The organism is Colwellia psychrerythraea 34H (assembly GCF_000012325.1).
Taxonomy (GTDB): Bacteria; Pseudomonadota; Gammaproteobacteria; order Enterobacterales; family Alteromonadaceae; genus Colwellia; species Colwellia psychrerythraea_A.
The window spans coordinates 2,600,649-2,614,757 of the sequence record NC_003910.7 but is presented as its reverse complement, the minus strand read 5'-3'; the positions used below and the strand labels follow the sequence as shown (position 1 = coordinate 2,614,757).

The 14,109-nt window shown below is 34.9% G+C and carries 20 protein-coding genes; 1 reads left to right on the top strand and 19 read right to left on the bottom strand.

The genetic code is table 11. From position 1 onward, the window contains the following. Nucleotides 1–320: 320 nt before the first annotated feature. From CPS_RS11135 to CPS_RS11050, 17 genes are all read right to left on the bottom strand, one after another. On the bottom strand, nt 321–554 hold the full coding sequence (locus CPS_RS11135) for a hypothetical protein (protein WP_011043312.1): 234 nt from the start codon (nt 552–554) through the stop codon (nt 321–323). 116 nt (nt 555–670) lie between these two features. Continuing rightward, the gene (locus CPS_RS24365) at nt 671–859 is read right to left on the bottom strand and encodes a phosphatase PAP2 family protein (RefSeq protein ID WP_011043311.1); all 189 of its coding nucleotides are present in this window, start codon (nt 857–859) and stop codon (nt 671–673) included. A gap of 599 nt (nt 860–1,458) precedes the next feature. Next, complete coding sequence (locus tag CPS_RS11120; RefSeq protein ID WP_011043310.1) at nt 1,459–1,857, bottom strand: DUF3568 family protein; 399 nt, start codon at nt 1,855–1,857, stop codon at nt 1,459–1,461. A gap of 205 nt (nt 1,858–2,062) precedes the next feature. Next, nucleotides 2,063–2,815 (bottom strand): type 1 glutamine amidotransferase domain-containing protein, encoded by a 753-nt coding sequence (locus CPS_RS11115; protein ID WP_041736932.1) that lies wholly within the window; start codon nt 2,813–2,815, stop codon nt 2,063–2,065. Between the two features lie 109 nt (nt 2,816–2,924). Continuing rightward, a complete protein-coding gene (locus CPS_RS11110; RefSeq protein ID WP_011043308.1) occupies nt 2,925–3,230 on the bottom strand; it encodes a DUF962 domain-containing protein in 306 nt (101 codons plus the stop codon). A gap of 137 nt (nt 3,231–3,367) precedes the next feature. Further along, nucleotides 3,368–3,913, bottom strand: coding sequence for a hypothetical protein (locus CPS_RS11105; RefSeq protein ID WP_041736930.1), 546 nt, complete (start codon nt 3,911–3,913; stop codon nt 3,368–3,370). 103 nt (nt 3,914–4,016) lie between these two features. Then, nucleotides 4,017–4,355 (bottom strand): hypothetical protein, encoded by a 339-nt coding sequence (locus tag CPS_RS11100; RefSeq protein WP_138140269.1) that lies wholly within the window; start codon nt 4,353–4,355, stop codon nt 4,017–4,019. 116 nt (nt 4,356–4,471) lie between these two features. Then, entirely contained in the window at nt 4,472–5,068 is a 597-nt protein-coding gene (locus CPS_RS11095; RefSeq protein ID WP_041736927.1) for a glutathione S-transferase family protein, read from the bottom strand. 169 nt (nt 5,069–5,237) lie between these two features. Then, entirely contained in the window at nt 5,238–5,624 is a 387-nt protein-coding gene (locus CPS_RS11090) for a hypothetical protein (protein WP_011043304.1), read from the bottom strand. 124 nt (nt 5,625–5,748) lie between these two features. Beyond that, nucleotides 5,749–6,309 carry a DUF922 domain-containing Zn-dependent protease gene (locus CPS_RS11085; RefSeq protein WP_011043302.1) on the bottom strand — a complete coding sequence of 187 codons (561 nt, stop codon included), beginning with the start codon at nt 6,307–6,309 and terminating at the stop codon, nt 5,749–5,751. Between the two features lie 99 nt (nt 6,310–6,408). Further along, nucleotides 6,409–6,882, bottom strand: coding sequence for a hypothetical protein (locus CPS_RS11080; RefSeq protein ID WP_011043301.1), 474 nt, complete (start codon nt 6,880–6,882; stop codon nt 6,409–6,411). A 116-nt stretch (nt 6,883–6,998) separates the two neighbouring features. Beyond that, a complete protein-coding gene (locus CPS_RS11075) occupies nt 6,999–7,397 on the bottom strand; it encodes a cupin domain-containing protein (RefSeq protein WP_011043300.1) in 399 nt (132 codons plus the stop codon). A gap of 82 nt (nt 7,398–7,479) precedes the next feature. Further along, nucleotides 7,480–7,905 (bottom strand): GNAT family N-acetyltransferase, encoded by a 426-nt coding sequence (locus CPS_RS11070; RefSeq protein ID WP_011043299.1) that lies wholly within the window; start codon nt 7,903–7,905, stop codon nt 7,480–7,482. A 240-nt stretch (nt 7,906–8,145) separates the two neighbouring features. Further along, nucleotides 8,146–8,433: a hypothetical protein gene (locus tag CPS_RS11065; RefSeq protein WP_041736926.1), complete on the bottom strand. Its 288-nt coding sequence runs from the start codon at nt 8,431–8,433 to the stop codon at nt 8,146–8,148. Nucleotides 8,434–8,711: 278 nt separating this feature from the next. After that, complete coding sequence (locus tag CPS_RS11060; RefSeq protein ID WP_011043297.1) at nt 8,712–9,194, bottom strand: GNAT family N-acetyltransferase; 483 nt, start codon at nt 9,192–9,194, stop codon at nt 8,712–8,714. Nucleotides 9,195–9,341: 147 nt separating this feature from the next. Then, entirely contained in the window at nt 9,342–9,689 is a 348-nt protein-coding gene (locus CPS_RS11055) for a DUF6176 family protein (protein WP_011043296.1), read from the bottom strand. A gap of 109 nt (nt 9,690–9,798) precedes the next feature. After that, on the bottom strand, nt 9,799–10,182 hold the full coding sequence (locus tag CPS_RS11050; protein ID WP_011043295.1) for a hypothetical protein: 384 nt from the start codon (nt 10,180–10,182) through the stop codon (nt 9,799–9,801). A gap of 507 nt (nt 10,183–10,689) precedes the next feature. Between CPS_RS11050 and CPS_RS11045 the strand changes: the two genes are divergently transcribed. Further along, entirely contained in the window at nt 10,690–12,405 is a 1,716-nt protein-coding gene (locus CPS_RS11045; protein WP_011043294.1) for a GGDEF domain-containing protein, read from the top strand. 13 nt (nt 12,406–12,418) lie between these two features. Here the strand turns inward: CPS_RS11045 and CPS_RS11040 are convergent, their stop codons facing one another. After that, the gene (locus tag CPS_RS11040) at nt 12,419–13,015 is read right to left on the bottom strand and encodes a helix-turn-helix domain-containing protein (protein ID WP_011043293.1); all 597 of its coding nucleotides are present in this window, start codon (nt 13,013–13,015) and stop codon (nt 12,419–12,421) included. A gap of 163 nt (nt 13,016–13,178) precedes the next feature. After that, the gene (gene purU, locus CPS_RS11035) at nt 13,179–14,048 is read right to left on the bottom strand and encodes a formyltetrahydrofolate deformylase (protein WP_420794794.1); all 870 of its coding nucleotides are present in this window, start codon (nt 14,046–14,048) and stop codon (nt 13,179–13,181) included. Between the last annotated feature and the right edge of the window lie 61 nt (nt 14,049–14,109).

The following is a 14,109-nucleotide window of genomic DNA, read 5'->3' as shown; positions in this document are numbered from 1 at the left end:
AATATAAATATGAATAGAAGTCACCACTATTATTGGTAAACTAAAAAGAATTAATAAATTCCCAGAGTATTGAATATCAAATAAATATAATATTATTGATAAAAAAACGTGTGCCATTGAAATAACAGGCGGAAGTATTAACAGAATATTTAGCATATGTTGTAAAAGCCTTTAATAACCTTTTAATAGACAGTTGTTTGAAAAAGAAAAAACGAGACATAATTGTCATTTAAAGCACATACTAAACCCGATTATTTCGCAACCAATACCCATTTATGAAGCTATTAAGGTTTTACTAAAATGGTGTAGAAAAGTGGCGCTTATTCTGTGTTATTAGTAACAGCCAAATCAATTAAAACACATTGAATAAAATGCCCACATGCACCTACAATGCTTAACGGCATTAATAAAATCAATAATGAATCAAGTTGATTTCCACCAGAAAAAAATTCAATACTTTTTATAAAAACAATAGGGACCATTGCTAAAAACATTGCAAACCCTAAATGTTTTTTTACAACTGATTCGATATTATTTTGAGTTAATAGATCCATATATATTCCTTTATTAGAGAGTCCTATATTCCAACCATATATCGCCCGTCAGAATAGGCAAAATTTAGTCGATTAGAAGGGTTTAACAAGATGAAGCGTAGCTTCAGGTACGTGTCCTAGTTTACTTTATTATTAGAGCTTTTCTCCACAAAATAATTTAATAAGTAACTGGTTTTGTTACGTAATGTAAATACGACCAAGGATAAAAACATTGCGACTGAAATAGCAGCTAAAATGTCGAGAGGAAAATGGATTCCACCAAACACTCTTGATAAACCACTAATAAGACTAAGTACAAACAACACAATACCTAAGCCCCACTACACTCCTTGCTTAATTTGTTATGTGTTAACAGCTAAATAATTTAACACTGAGACTGGAGAATATTTGCAAAATGTGGAGATACATAGCGCAATACCAATCCAAATGCGAAAAGCTACCGTACATTAATAAGAGAGACAATTAACAAAGAGAGCTTGTCATGAAAAAATTTGCACTTCAGATATACGATTACTACAAATATATTTTTGACTCTAGCAAAAACCCACTGAGACATATTCCTGACCCAGTCAGTAGATTCTATATTATGACAATCCTAGCACTTATGTGGAGCGGAGCATTTGCGGCCTATCTCGGCAGTATCATCTACTTTGGGATAAGCCTAGCAGCACACATCATATTATTACTCATGTTTTTCTTCACCATGGCCGTGTTTTATGATGCAGAGAGAAACCACACTTCCTGGTTGCTTAAATTGCGTAGAGAGAACTGATAGAACTTAGTTAGCGGATGCTTTGTGCGAAGGAGTTAGGAGTTTCTTTCATTATCAATTCGTTATTATCTAGAAATGAAACTCCAAGTATTTTGTCATTTGTTAGTCATATTTAATTAATTGTTATGCGCTTTACTGACTTTGCTTACACTCAACGTTTAAATCTTTGCATATTTTCAATACCGCCATTAATGGCGTTGATTCATTGTCAGAAGTGAGTCCAGAGGTGATTGTTAATTGAGAAACTTTAGCGTTTAATGCCGTGACTTTAATGCTGCCATCGTTTCCATTTTGACGTAAATCAAGCAACATAGCAGAATCATCTTTGTTTATAATAACTATGCTGGAATTTCCTTCCACCCTCTTAAGTACAGCTCTATAAATATTTTCACTAGGGGCTTCTATGTCAACTGACGCCACTTCATGATTTTGACTCTTGTAATACATCACAGCGCCAACCGTAGCAACGCCAAGACCTGCACAACCTGATACTGATAATACAACCAACAAAACCATTAATATTTTATTCATTCTATATCCTCTCTAAATTATTAAGCATAGTGTAAAGTTATAATTTTTGTGTGAATTATTCCATACTTACAACTAACACTTAATTGAGAGGCTCAACTTGGGCCATGTGAACGACCTGTTGTATTTAACTTTTGGAATCCGCTTTTATACCGACTTTTTATCTACCAGAATTTGGTAAGTTACTCTAGGAACAAAGGACAAACCATCACTGTTTGTTTACTATTATCATTTCTTTAGCTACGTGCGCTGCTGACGGTAAAAACATTGTAGAAACAATTCGTTGATCAACTACCACCTCATACTTATCTTTTAACGTTTTTTTATTTTGTGCAATAGCACCGTTTTTATTCAACTGACTTTCAACTAAGAAAGGTAATAAACTACCTTCTTTTGCCCATGGTTTAGACTTTTCAGTTGAGTCAGGAAAACCAGCAACTCTTTTACCTTTAACTAGAAATTGACCAGAAGATAAAGTCACATTAGCAAAAGAACCTGCTCCGTGACCTCCTGAACCTACAACACCATTTGCTTCATAAATTTTAGCAATAATTAACTGCAACTCTTTGTTGTTAGCAACATCAAACAATGGACCATAACCGCCACCAATATATACCCCCCAATAATTATCGGTAATAACTTGCTTGGGAGCTAAAGAGTTATTAGCTTTATCTAAAAAACCTTCATATTTTATGGTATAGCTACTGATCCCTAGAGGATCCATCATGAATTCAACCCGCCCTCCTTTAGGAGAAACAAAATCAACTTCATAACCATGACTTAAGAAAATATGATAAGGAGGGGCTACTTCCCATAAGTTATTTCTTGCATCATGCTTTTCAGCATCCCCCATATCAATGATGTTTGATGCAATAATTAAAATCTTTTTCGGTGGCGTCGCAGTTGAACTAAATGAAATTAATAATATTGTTATAAATAAAATAGAAGTTAAGTATTTCATTATTTTCCTTAATAAATAAATTTGTAGTTTAGATGCATCAAAGTAATAAAAGGTTTAAATGAAGATGTATAAGCACTTAAAATCTATATAGCAGCTTATACTATTGTAATTAGAATTTAATTTTACCGATTACCATATCCTTAAACATAACCCAATCACCTATCAAACTGTAAATCGGATATACAAAAGTAGCAGGTCTATTTTTTTCAAATATATAGTGTCCCATCCAAGCGAAACCGTACCCAATCACAGGTATAAACCACAATAGATGGAAACCTCCGTACATTGCTACGTAAAAAATCAATAATAGAATAAAACAAGAGCCAACAAAATGAAGTCGACGGCATATCAAATTTGTATGTTGGCTGAGGTAGAATGGATAAAATTCAGAAAAATTATTATATTTTTTTGCCATAGGACTCTACTTGAATGTTTACACTATTGGTGTTGGATAGAAAGCATATAATGCCGCACTAACGGGTGAAGTAATAGTTTACATAACTGTGCACTGAGTGAATGCATCCACCGCTGCGTGTTACTTTGAATCACTTGTTAACCTTCGAGACTTGAGATACCCCAAAACCCATTGCTTTTGGAGTTTAGTTTCCAACCTTTTTTTATTAACGATCTTCGAATATGCAGGTTTAAATACCCATGACCAAACAAAATCACTTTATCTTGTTCTCGTGCTAATTCAACTAAGTGATCCGATGCTAATTCAGCACGAATTTTTGCTTGGCGATACGATTCAAAAGAACCTTTTAGTCCGAGCATCCAAAAAGCTCTATTGATATAAACCCAAGTCATCGCTTTAAATCGAAGTGGAAATTTATATCTCGGGATTTCCATTTCTCGATAAAGTTTAGAGGTTAATTCAGGTGACTGTCCAGTATAGATACTTGCAGAATGTATCGCACGCTCAAGATCACTTGATACAATGTAATGGGATTTATATTCATCAAGTATACTGTCAGGTCGGCTATTTGTTGAAACATCAGAGAAGTTATACCGACGAACCCATTTAGTAAAATCTACCGCATTTAGAACGGGGTTATTTGCCGAAGTAGGCTTTCCATGCCGAATTAATATTATTTCCATTAGAAACCTAAGCCACGTAAAGCGGCAAATAATAGCAGGTTGAATATGTGACGCACAAACAACAACCATCGGTTATGTATCCTGTTAGTTTTTTTGTCATAATTTAAACTGACACATACTCTTCTTTGATTATTTTATCATTTTTCCAAGTTTGAATATGCTTACCCGTAAACTCATTTAGTGTAGAGTCAGAGTTCATCATTTTATAATTAAAGGTTAATTCAGCAACATTACCATCAATAGTTTTTGATACTAATTCAACAGTAAACTCTTTAATCGAACTAACAAAACCTTTTTGCTTATCATAAGATTCCCGCATGGATTTCGCGAAAACTTTACCATTATTAAGCATGATGACATCTTCAGCATAATACTTTTCACATAACTCAAGAACCAAACCCGCTTGGTTCATCGCAATGAAATCATCTATTAATTTATGCACGATACAAAACCTTAAAATACAATGCCCCAATTAAAGGCAAATGTTGTTTGCTAAAATATTTAGAAACGAAACAATAAACTGTTTATTGTTCATCAAAATGGCTTGTTAAATACCTATTATTCCATACCTATGTACTTAGGATTAGCTTGAATACGAGCAATCCATTGTTGAATTGATGGGTATTCTGACAGTTCAAATCCCCCTTCATCAGCCACATGTGTATAACCATATAATGATATATCAGCAATAGTTAATTCAGAACCAACAAGATAAGGGCTACATTGTAATTGTTCTTCCATTACTTTAAGCGCCTTATGTCCACCAAGTTGCTTAGCTTCATACTCCGCTTTACGCTCTTCAGGTAATCCTAAATATTTGGCGATAAATCGAGCAACTGCTATAAAAGGCTCATGACTGTACTGTTCAAAGAATTGCCATTGTAGGACTTTAGCAGTGGTAAAACGACACGTACCAACTAATGAAGTCCCCGCTGCAAGATAATTTAAAATTGCATTTGATTCTGAAATAAATGTTCCATCATCTAGTTCAAGTAATGGTATTTTGCCATTTGGATTCTTTTTTAAATATGACTCTGCTTGAGTTTCACTTGCTAAGATATCCACTTCAATCCACTCATGATCAATATCTAAAAGTGAAGTAAGAAGTTTTACCTTATAACAATTCCCTGATTGAATATCTCCATAAATTTTCACTGAATTCTCCTTAGTCATGTATCACCTAAATACTAGACATAATCTAACATTGAGATGTCCACTCATAGTGGCTAACACTAATGTTTAACGCCACGTTAAGCAGCAAATAATAGTTAGCTTAAATTTGGAAACGAAAAAGACTAACTATGTTTTCCGTTTGATGTTCTTCTTAGGGCAACTTACCATATGACGTATCAATATCCACAGTGTAAGTAATACCGTCACGGTTAAAATTGAAATTTGTACTCTCACCTACAGTCAAATCTGTAGCACGTCCACCAACATAATAAGGCTTACCTGTTGATAAATCCTTTAGGTTTATTAATACATTAACTTTCTTATAGTCTTCGGTTCGAGTAGTTAATTTTAATGAATATAATCCTTTAAAATCGAACGAATGAACGTCATTAAAGTTTACTAATACAGCGTTATTATAACTATGCTTGGTATTTGAACCATCAACGACTTTGGTTATAACAAATTGAGTAATTAAACCATCTTCAGCTGATGCACTTAATGAAAATACAGAAAAAATAATAGCAATGATAAATTTCATAACCTAACCTTCTTAGTGCCCTAGCGCCTATATAACAGGCTTGAAATGCGTGACTAAAATGTCAGAAGCGGAAGCTAGCCAACGGTTAACCAAAGTAATGACTGAGCCATTAATGCTACAAATGCTACAAATGCAAATATAACCAAGCATTTTGAGTCTCACCATGGTTGGTTTTGATGTCATACTGCTTATTAGCTTTTTTTAATGTAGCCATTAATTTATATGCTAATTTATTTCCCGCTTTTTCTAATAGATTACAATTGGCTTTAGGACCAATAGAAAGTAAATCTTTCTCTATTTTAAATGCAGTATCTTTCGCTAACTTCCCATGTCCCTTTTCATGTTTCTCCAAATTGGGATACCAATTAGACCAAACAACGTTAACGTCTGACTTTGAAGATGTAAGCTGAGGCATCGTATATTTTAACTTCAGTGTTGTTTCGACCTTAGTAAAAGCACATTGATTATTATTTGATTTCCACCAAAATCGCCAGTTAATTTCATATTTAGTGTAACCATGAAAAACATTACCATCTTCTCTGATTGGTGAGCTGCTATTCAAAGTTTCCAATAAGTCATCCTTAGATGTTGGGGCTACTTCATAAAATAAAGTATCTTCTACAACGATAGTTTCTGCACTTGAATAGAATGACAAGAAGATAGTTATTAATAGTATTACTTTCACAACATTCTCCGTGAGGCTGATTTATAGTTCAACAAAATGCGAAGCGGAACGAAACAGATAAAACGGTTAACAGTCCGGCTTTAAATTCTTGTTAAGCTACTATTTAGCAAAGAGTTTTAGTTTACTTGCAAAATAATAGTAATAAACGAATAGTAAAATACCTGTAAATAAAACGTCTACAGGTGTTGTTTGATAAGTATCACTTTCATCTAAGTAAGAGGATTCAATAAAAATTGCGTCAACTACTCCAAAGAGAATACCAACAACAATTAATAGCGCTAATAAACGTAAAGTAACCGGTAATCCTATGGTTACAAACCTAAGAATAAAATCTTTATCATCAATTGATTTGTTAACTTTATAACAATAAGTAATTCCAACAATAGTCAATATACTCATAGATACAGTATTGACTGCGTCATAGAATCCATAATCTAAATAAACAGATAAAGGTAGTTCTGAAGCAATAATCATTAGGACGCTATAAGTTAAAAAGTACTTCAATTGCTCCTTTTGACTTAAACTGTCAGATTTTAATTGTTCAATTAATGGTGATATCTTCCAAATATACATAACTTTCCTTAGTTACTTAGTTCCCTAATAAAGGGAAAGAATATTGTTTTAAAAATGTTGAGGGACGAAAAAACCAACAGCTTTTTTGTCCGTTAGAAGGTATTGTTAGCAGTAGATTACTCTACTGGTACAACAAATGCGGCATCAGGATTACCAACTTGAAATACTGCCAACTTTAATGAGTTTTCATTACTTGGATTACGCGCCTCCATTTCTATGCCTGAATTCATTTGAAGAGCCTCACCTTTTCGATAAGTGATTTTTTTGCTACCTTCGAGTTCTACTTCAAACTCACCTTCAATAACATATATAAATAAATTGCTATTGTGATAGTGACGAGGAGCTTTCCATTTAGGAGGAAAAAGTGCTTCCCTAATTTGAACATCCTTACCGTCTTTTTCAGAAATAAAGCTTTTAAATAGTATCTTGTTATATTTTGCTGGCTCATCCGCTTTAGATGAGTAAGCCACACTTAAAAGTAGTAAAATTAAAATAGTTTCAATAATTTTATTCATTAGGACTTCACCTTAAATCAATAATTACTATAACGCTAAACTAAAAATTACACCTTTACCACTTTGAAATGCTAGCGACTTGTTATAGTTTTTTTACTAAACAATATGTTGTATGACCTTTTGGATAATCAGGTAACTCACCAAATACTTTGTAACCTAGCTTTTCATAGAAAGGTTTAGCTTGGAAGCTAAGTGTTTCAGTTCGCATGTAGCCAAACCCTCTGTCTTTAGCAAAGTTTTCAGCTGCTTCCATTAAATTAGTACCTAGCCCTAAGCCCCTAGTTTCTTCAGATAACCAAAGCAATTCAATCGTGCAGTAGTTCCAGAATGCATTGGCTCTAATGCCTCCTAAGACTTTTCCATTTGCGTCTTTAGCAATGACAGCAAATTTGGTATCTTTTTCAAAACCAACTTCGTCAGGTAGGTAATCTTTATTATAAGACCCAATACCAACACTTAATGCTTTAAGATCTTCCTGCGTAGGTGAAGTAGTTACGACGAGATTCATATATTTCGATATCCGATAGAGTTATAACCCCCTGTTAACAGGGTAAATATTGTTGGTTAGAATAAGTGACGAAAGAGTAAAAGCCAACTATATTTTTGCCTGTTTAACAACTGGTTACATTTTAATTTACACCACACACATACCAATTACTTTTGCTGTCCCAAAACTCTGAGCCAAGGTTTAACAAAATGCCTTTTGCTAATGGAGGTTTTTTTAAATACGGTTGCCATTTTTGTAAATTTACGTTTTTTGTAAACCACCCGTAGTCCTTAATTTCATATCTTTGTGATCATCAGATAACGAAAGTATTACACCTTGAGCTTGAACTTTTGCGTGAAACATTCCACTCACTGCATTTTGGTCAATAACACGATAAGTTACTTCTACATTATCTCTACAGGCCTGTTGGTTCAACAACGGAGAAGCATTGTCGTTAACTTTTTCTTTTCTCTTAATATCCTGACCATGCTCATTAAAAAAGTTGATGGGTGATTGAACTACTTTTTGTTCCTTAATTGGAACTTGCATTGTAGATAACTTACCCAAGGCATGATTATCAATAATTGTTGGGTTAGAGGGGATTGTTTTTAGAGGGAATGATTCCTCTACTTTTTTACTTTCTGTTGATTGACAGCCTGCGAATAGAAAAACACAAGGTAAAATACAGTAGAGCTTTATGATAGCGATAGTCCTTTAAAATATAACGTCCAAAATAATAGCCTTAATAATGATTGGCTATAATGTGTTACTGAGCAGAAACCTAGCAAACTATTAAAAGTCCTACTCTAACTCCTTGTTAGCTTCGCCTAAAGCTCTTTTAGCATCCAAACATCACAACCGTTATGAATAGTACCTTGAAGTGGCTTATCTAGATGGCTAAACCCCAACTTCTCGTATAAAGCGATTGCTGACTTCATGCTTGTTAGGGTATCCAAATAGCATTTTTTATAACCTTTACTTTTGGCATACTTAAGGCAACCTTCGGTAAGATTTTTACCAATACCTAAACCTCTGCTTTCTGGTAAAAGAAATAATTTTCGTAATTCACAAATTTCATTACTGTTATTAAAAGCAGCGATACCACAGCCACCGACGATACGCCCTTCTATACTTGCGACGATATAGCGGCTAGAGCTTTCATCTTTGTAGTTCTGGCTCATCGCTTGAACTTCAGAATCAGATGGACCAAACCCCTCGCCAGTAGCACCGTATTCTTTGCCTACTTGTTTAATAATTTCGCACACTTGAATATCGTGTTGAGATTTGATTTCTTGAACTATATAACTCACTATTTATCTCCAATCCGTCTGTGCATTGATTAACCTATTTAGTAACAATTAAATAACTGTGCTCCAAAGCGGTACAAGATCAGAGTGGAAACTGACAATTGTAATTTGTCCCGCTTGAACAGCTTATTATCTTTTGATTACTCTACTTTAACCTGAAAAAGTTAATGATGAATTAAAACAAAATATCGGTTCCAAATCTATATAAGGCCCAGGAGCCCAACAAGTAGTTCTAAATTTTTCATAAACATCTCTAAAAGGAGATACTACTAATTCACTTTCATCCATCATTATATTAGAAAAATCATCGGACTTGATAACGATATAGATGCATTCAAATTTATCTTCTTTTTCATAAAATACAGAATCCCAAAAGTAACCTTTTTGCTCCATTTCACTTTTTGGAAACTCAATATTTTCGCGCATATAAGAGATCAAAGTATCTAAATGGCTTCGAGAATTGGGATTCAATTTGATTTTTAATAACTTAGATTGCACTCAAACCTCTAGAAAAACATAACGCCCCATTAGCGGGCAATAAAATAGTTGGTTAAAATTAGCGATTCAGGAGCAAAAGCAACTGCTTTTTTCCTGCTTTAATGACTTGTTATATAAAACTTTTAAATACACTCGCCATATAGAATGAAAGTAAGCATGGCGAAAAAGTACCAAGAATAACAAATGAACCGAGCAATAATTTAAGTATTAAGCTATTTCCATTTGCGAATGTTTTACCAAATAAAGTCGTACTTTGATCTGAAGGCCAATTTTTAAAGGTTTTAAACCAATGATAAGACCAATAAGAACAAGGCAACAATAAAAACATACCTACTTTCAACTCTAATAGGTAACGCTGCTCAAATAGATCTTCTATTGGTAGGGATGCGTTAGATGCGTTAGATGCGTTAACTATATTTTGAGTTTCAAAATAGCCAAACGCATAAGCAATAACTATTAGTAGAAGTGATAATCGATTTAAAAATTTATGCATGCACCGAACAGTCTCGTTTTATATAACAGCTTATTATGGAGACTTCTCAGTAATATCAGCCCCATAATATTTATTTAATTGACATTAATATCCCATAATTTCAAAGCTTTATATACTAAAAATATTTTATTATTTTCAGTATTTGGGCATTACTAAGAAGTCTCAGTAATGTCCAACATAGAATTAAATACAATTACTAATACTATCAATATATTACATTAAATACAGATGGTTTTCGGGTTATTACTGAGACTTCTCAGTAATATGACATGTTGTTCATCAGAGAATATATGGCAATCCAATTAATAATTAACATCCCTGCCCCTTTTATTAATGGTAAAGCACTTAATACAGAGAGATTCCCTACAAGTTTATAGCAAACATGATCCTGAATATTACACTCTGATTTTTAATCAATTATTTTAGTTGTCTTCTTGTTATATTATTGTTTATTTTACATAATATATAGTGTGTAGTATTAACTTGTTATAAGGATATTTTAAATTTATGTATAACGCTCAACTAGGTATTGGCATCCTAAAATACGTTAACACTATGACAAAATACTCTGCATTACTTGTTCTTTTCTTATTCTCAATGATCGCCAATTCTATCAATGCACAACCCTTTGTAGCATTGGATAATCGAAATAAAATTGAATTAAATGAACATGACCTTTGGTTTAAAACTCAGTCCCTCGACACCAATCCTAGCTTTTTAGCATTAAGTCAATTGCACCAAAATGCCAATAGAGTCACGTCTACGTTCGGCGGTAGTGGCGCTTATATTTCAAAGATTAAATTAACCAATACCAAAGGTCAAAAAGATACTTGGTTTGTTAATATTCATGCGGTTTACTTAGATATAGGGACAGCTTATTGGCAACCTGAACATGGCGAACCAATAGTATTAGAAAGCTTCGGCCACATGGGAAGTGAAAATCCAAAGCTGGCTCATTCACAAGCTTTTTCTTTGCTATTAAACCAAAACGAAAGTGGTACGCTTTGGGTTTATATTCAAGCTAAAATGTTTGCAACACCCGTCGTGGTAGAACTTTACAGTAAAAAAGAGTTCTACAAAAAACAGTTTATAACCAATAGTATCTCCACAATTTCATTTACAGTAATGATGACGCTAGCCTTAATCGCTTTCTTCATTTACCTCAGAACCAAGTATTTAGTTACCTTGGCTTGTACCGGGTATATTGGCATACAAGGCCTAGGTTGGTTTACTGCATCAGGAAGCTTTGGCCATTTATTGACTGTGTCTGCATTTAATCCTGTTTATAGCGGCATCATTATCTTTCCTTTTGCTATCGCCTCTGCCAGCCAGTTCACTAAGTTGCTGTTTAACTGCCCTCAAAAACACCCTAAGTTGACCTTAACATTTAACTTACTATCAATAGTCTGCTTTAGTTTAGGTATTATTATGCCTTTTATCCCCTTTACGCAGAGCTTCTTAATATCGCATATCATCGCAACTATATGGATTCCTCTTTGTATTGGTACCGGTATATTTATGCTCGCTAAAAATGACTTCAGGGCGAAGTATTACTTAATAGGCAACCTTGTATATGGTTTCACTTTAGCTGGCTATATTTTATCTCACCTCTATAAAATTGACTGGAATATTTCACTCGAAGTGATTGTGCAAATTGCATTAACTATTGATTGTATGTGCATTCTGCTTTCTTTATCAGAGTGGCTGCAAATTCAACAAAAAGAGTTTCATCGCAGTTATGCTATTTCTCGTATCGACCCATTAACGCAAATAGGCAACCGTTTTGCTCAAAATGAAAAGCTGGCTAGTTTAAAAGGCCCCTACTGCATCACTTTCATTGACCTTGATGGGTTTAAAAAAATTAATGACAAACTCGGCCATGAAGAAGGCGATAAAGTGCTCATTGCTACAGCCAATATAATGCAAAAGAAACTGCAAGAACTTGGATCTATATATCGCTGTGGTGGTGATGAATTTATTTGGGTAGTCGATATTGAAAATGTGCAACAAACCGAAGCGATAATCACGAAATTGTCTGATCTACTGCTTCAAACAGAAAAAGAGCTACAGCACAGAGGATGGAGCGAAGCTGGGCTTAGTTTTGGTATTGCCACCAGTTTTGAAACGCTAAATCAATCAGAGTGTTTATCACTAGCTGACCAACGAATGTATAAATACAAACAGGATAAGAAATCAATAAAGGGTTTGGCTGCATGTAGTTAGCCATATACCCAAACTACTTGGTGGTTACCCAGAGAATTTGTGCATCATGGTCACTCACAGAAATAACTAAATGCCCCATCATTGCATCATAATAGACGCTATCGCCTTCTACTAAATTCACGGGTTCATAGAATTCGGTAAGCAATTGTACCTCCCCTTCAAGCACTAACATGTACTCTTCACCACTATGGCGTACCCATTCACCGAAGTCATTGAAACTTCGCGCGTGAACTCTGCATTTGTATGGCATCATTTTTTTATGGCTAAATTGCGTGGACAGTAACTCATGCTCATACGTGGAAGTTAAATGATAATTACCTTGCCCCTTTAACGTTACATCACGGCGGCCAACTGCTTGAGCCACTGTTGGTTTAGTAAATAATTGTGGTAACTCAATATTTAAACCAGTTGCTAACTTTTGCATCACAGTAAAGGTTGGCGAAATTTGTTCATTCTCAATTTTAGATAAAGTTGAAGGCGCCAAGTTAGTCAGGTTACCTGCTTCTTTAAGGGTTAGCTTGTTCCTCATTCGGATCGACTTTAGCTGCGCACCTATGCCAATAGCCCTTACTGCGCGTACGTCATGTTTACTTGCTACTGTCATTGACATCTATATATCCTTTTCACTATTGCTCATCACTTCATTTTTCTAAAGTGCCCCGAATAAAAGACAAAGCGCGCTATTAAAATGAGGTAAAGACTTTAAAAACAGCGACAATACTTACGCTAAAGTTCATAAACATTGTCGTTGTTTACTGCTGATAAAAAGCCCGCTACTTAGAAAAGACCACAGTCTTTTTCCCGTACATGAATATGCGATGTTCAATATGACAACGCACCGCACGCGACAGCGTTAAACATTCTATATCACGTCCTTTAGCCGCTAAGTCTTTAGGATAATAACCGTGGTCAACCGTCTCAACGCCTTGGCTGATGATTGGCCCTTCATCGAGGTCATCACTGACATAATGCGCAGTCGCGCCCACTAACTTAATGCCGCGGTCATAGGCTTGAAAATACGGTCTTGCGCCCTTAAAGCCTGGTAATAACGAGTGGTGAATATTAATGGCTTTACCGGACAACTTCTGACACAAATCGCTCGATAAGACCTGCATATAACGCGCTAATACCACCAAGTCCGCATCAGATTCTTGAATTATCTGCCATACCTTGGCTTCTTGCTCAGGTTTAGTGTCCTTCGTGATGGGCAGGTGGTAATAAGGAATTCCATGCCATTTAGCGAGCTCTTCTAAATCTGGGTGATTAGAGATGATCGCGGGGATCTCTATATCCAAATCGCCGGTGCGATAACGGTATAATAAGTCATTCAAGCAATGATCGTGTTTGGACACCATGATCACAACTTTAGATTTATACGGACTGGAGGCTAGTTGCCATTGCATCTCAAATTCACTGGCGCGTTGCTCAAACTCTTGGCTAAAGGTTTCAGCGCTAAAGTCTGTCGCCGTCTGTGCTCTAAATTCTATGCGGATGAAAAAACGATTGACCGCGGTATCATCAAACGAGTGAATTTCATTAATATAGAAGCCTTTTTCGCACAAAAAACGGGTCACCACATCAACCGTTCCCGGCCGACTAGGACAATCTGCGGTAATAATATGCGTTTGCGATACAGGTTTGATATCGGACATGTTCGATCCTATTTTGAAGTGAAAACCGCTTAGTTTGAACAGAATGATTTTA

What these genes read in the sequence shown, in the direction of transcription:
- CPS_RS11040 (WP_011043293.1), bottom strand. Translation starts at nt 13,015, where the DNA reads ATGTCAATGACAGTAGCAAGTAAACATGACGTACGCGCAGTAAGGGCT.
- CPS_RS11045 (WP_011043294.1), top strand. Translation starts at nt 10,690, where the DNA reads ATGTATAACGCTCAACTAGGTATTGGCATCCTAAAATACGTTAACACT.
- CPS_RS11050 (WP_011043295.1), bottom strand. Translation starts at nt 10,182, where the DNA reads ATGCATAAATTTTTAAATCGATTATCACTTCTACTAATAGTTATTGCT.
- CPS_RS11110 (WP_011043308.1), bottom strand. Translation starts at nt 3,230, where the DNA reads ATGGCAAAAAAATATAATAATTTTTCTGAATTTTATCCATTCTACCTC.
- CPS_RS11070 (WP_011043299.1), bottom strand. Translation starts at nt 7,905, where the DNA reads ATGAATCTCGTCGTAACTACTTCACCTACGCAGGAAGATCTTAAAGCA.
- CPS_RS11080 (WP_011043301.1), bottom strand. Translation starts at nt 6,882, where the DNA reads ATGTATATTTGGAAGATATCACCATTAATTGAACAATTAAAATCTGAC.
- CPS_RS11135 (WP_011043312.1), bottom strand. Translation starts at nt 554, where the DNA reads ATGGATCTATTAACTCAAAATAATATCGAATCAGTTGTAAAAAAACAT.
- CPS_RS11105 (WP_041736930.1), bottom strand. Translation starts at nt 3,913, where the DNA reads ATGGAAATAATATTAATTCGGCATGGAAAGCCTACTTCGGCAAATAAC.
- CPS_RS11120 (WP_011043310.1), bottom strand. Translation starts at nt 1,857, where the DNA reads ATGAATAAAATATTAATGGTTTTGTTGGTTGTATTATCAGTATCAGGT.
- CPS_RS11090 (WP_011043304.1), bottom strand. Translation starts at nt 5,624, where the DNA reads ATGAAATTTATCATTGCTATTATTTTTTCTGTATTTTCATTAAGTGCA.
- CPS_RS11065 (WP_041736926.1), bottom strand. Translation starts at nt 8,433, where the DNA reads ATGCAAGTTCCAATTAAGGAACAAAAAGTAGTTCAATCACCCATCAAC.
- CPS_RS11115 (WP_041736932.1), bottom strand. Translation starts at nt 2,815, where the DNA reads ATGAAATACTTAACTTCTATTTTATTTATAACAATATTATTAATTTCA.
- CPS_RS11075 (WP_011043300.1), bottom strand. Translation starts at nt 7,397, where the DNA reads ATGAATAAAATTATTGAAACTATTTTAATTTTACTACTTTTAAGTGTG.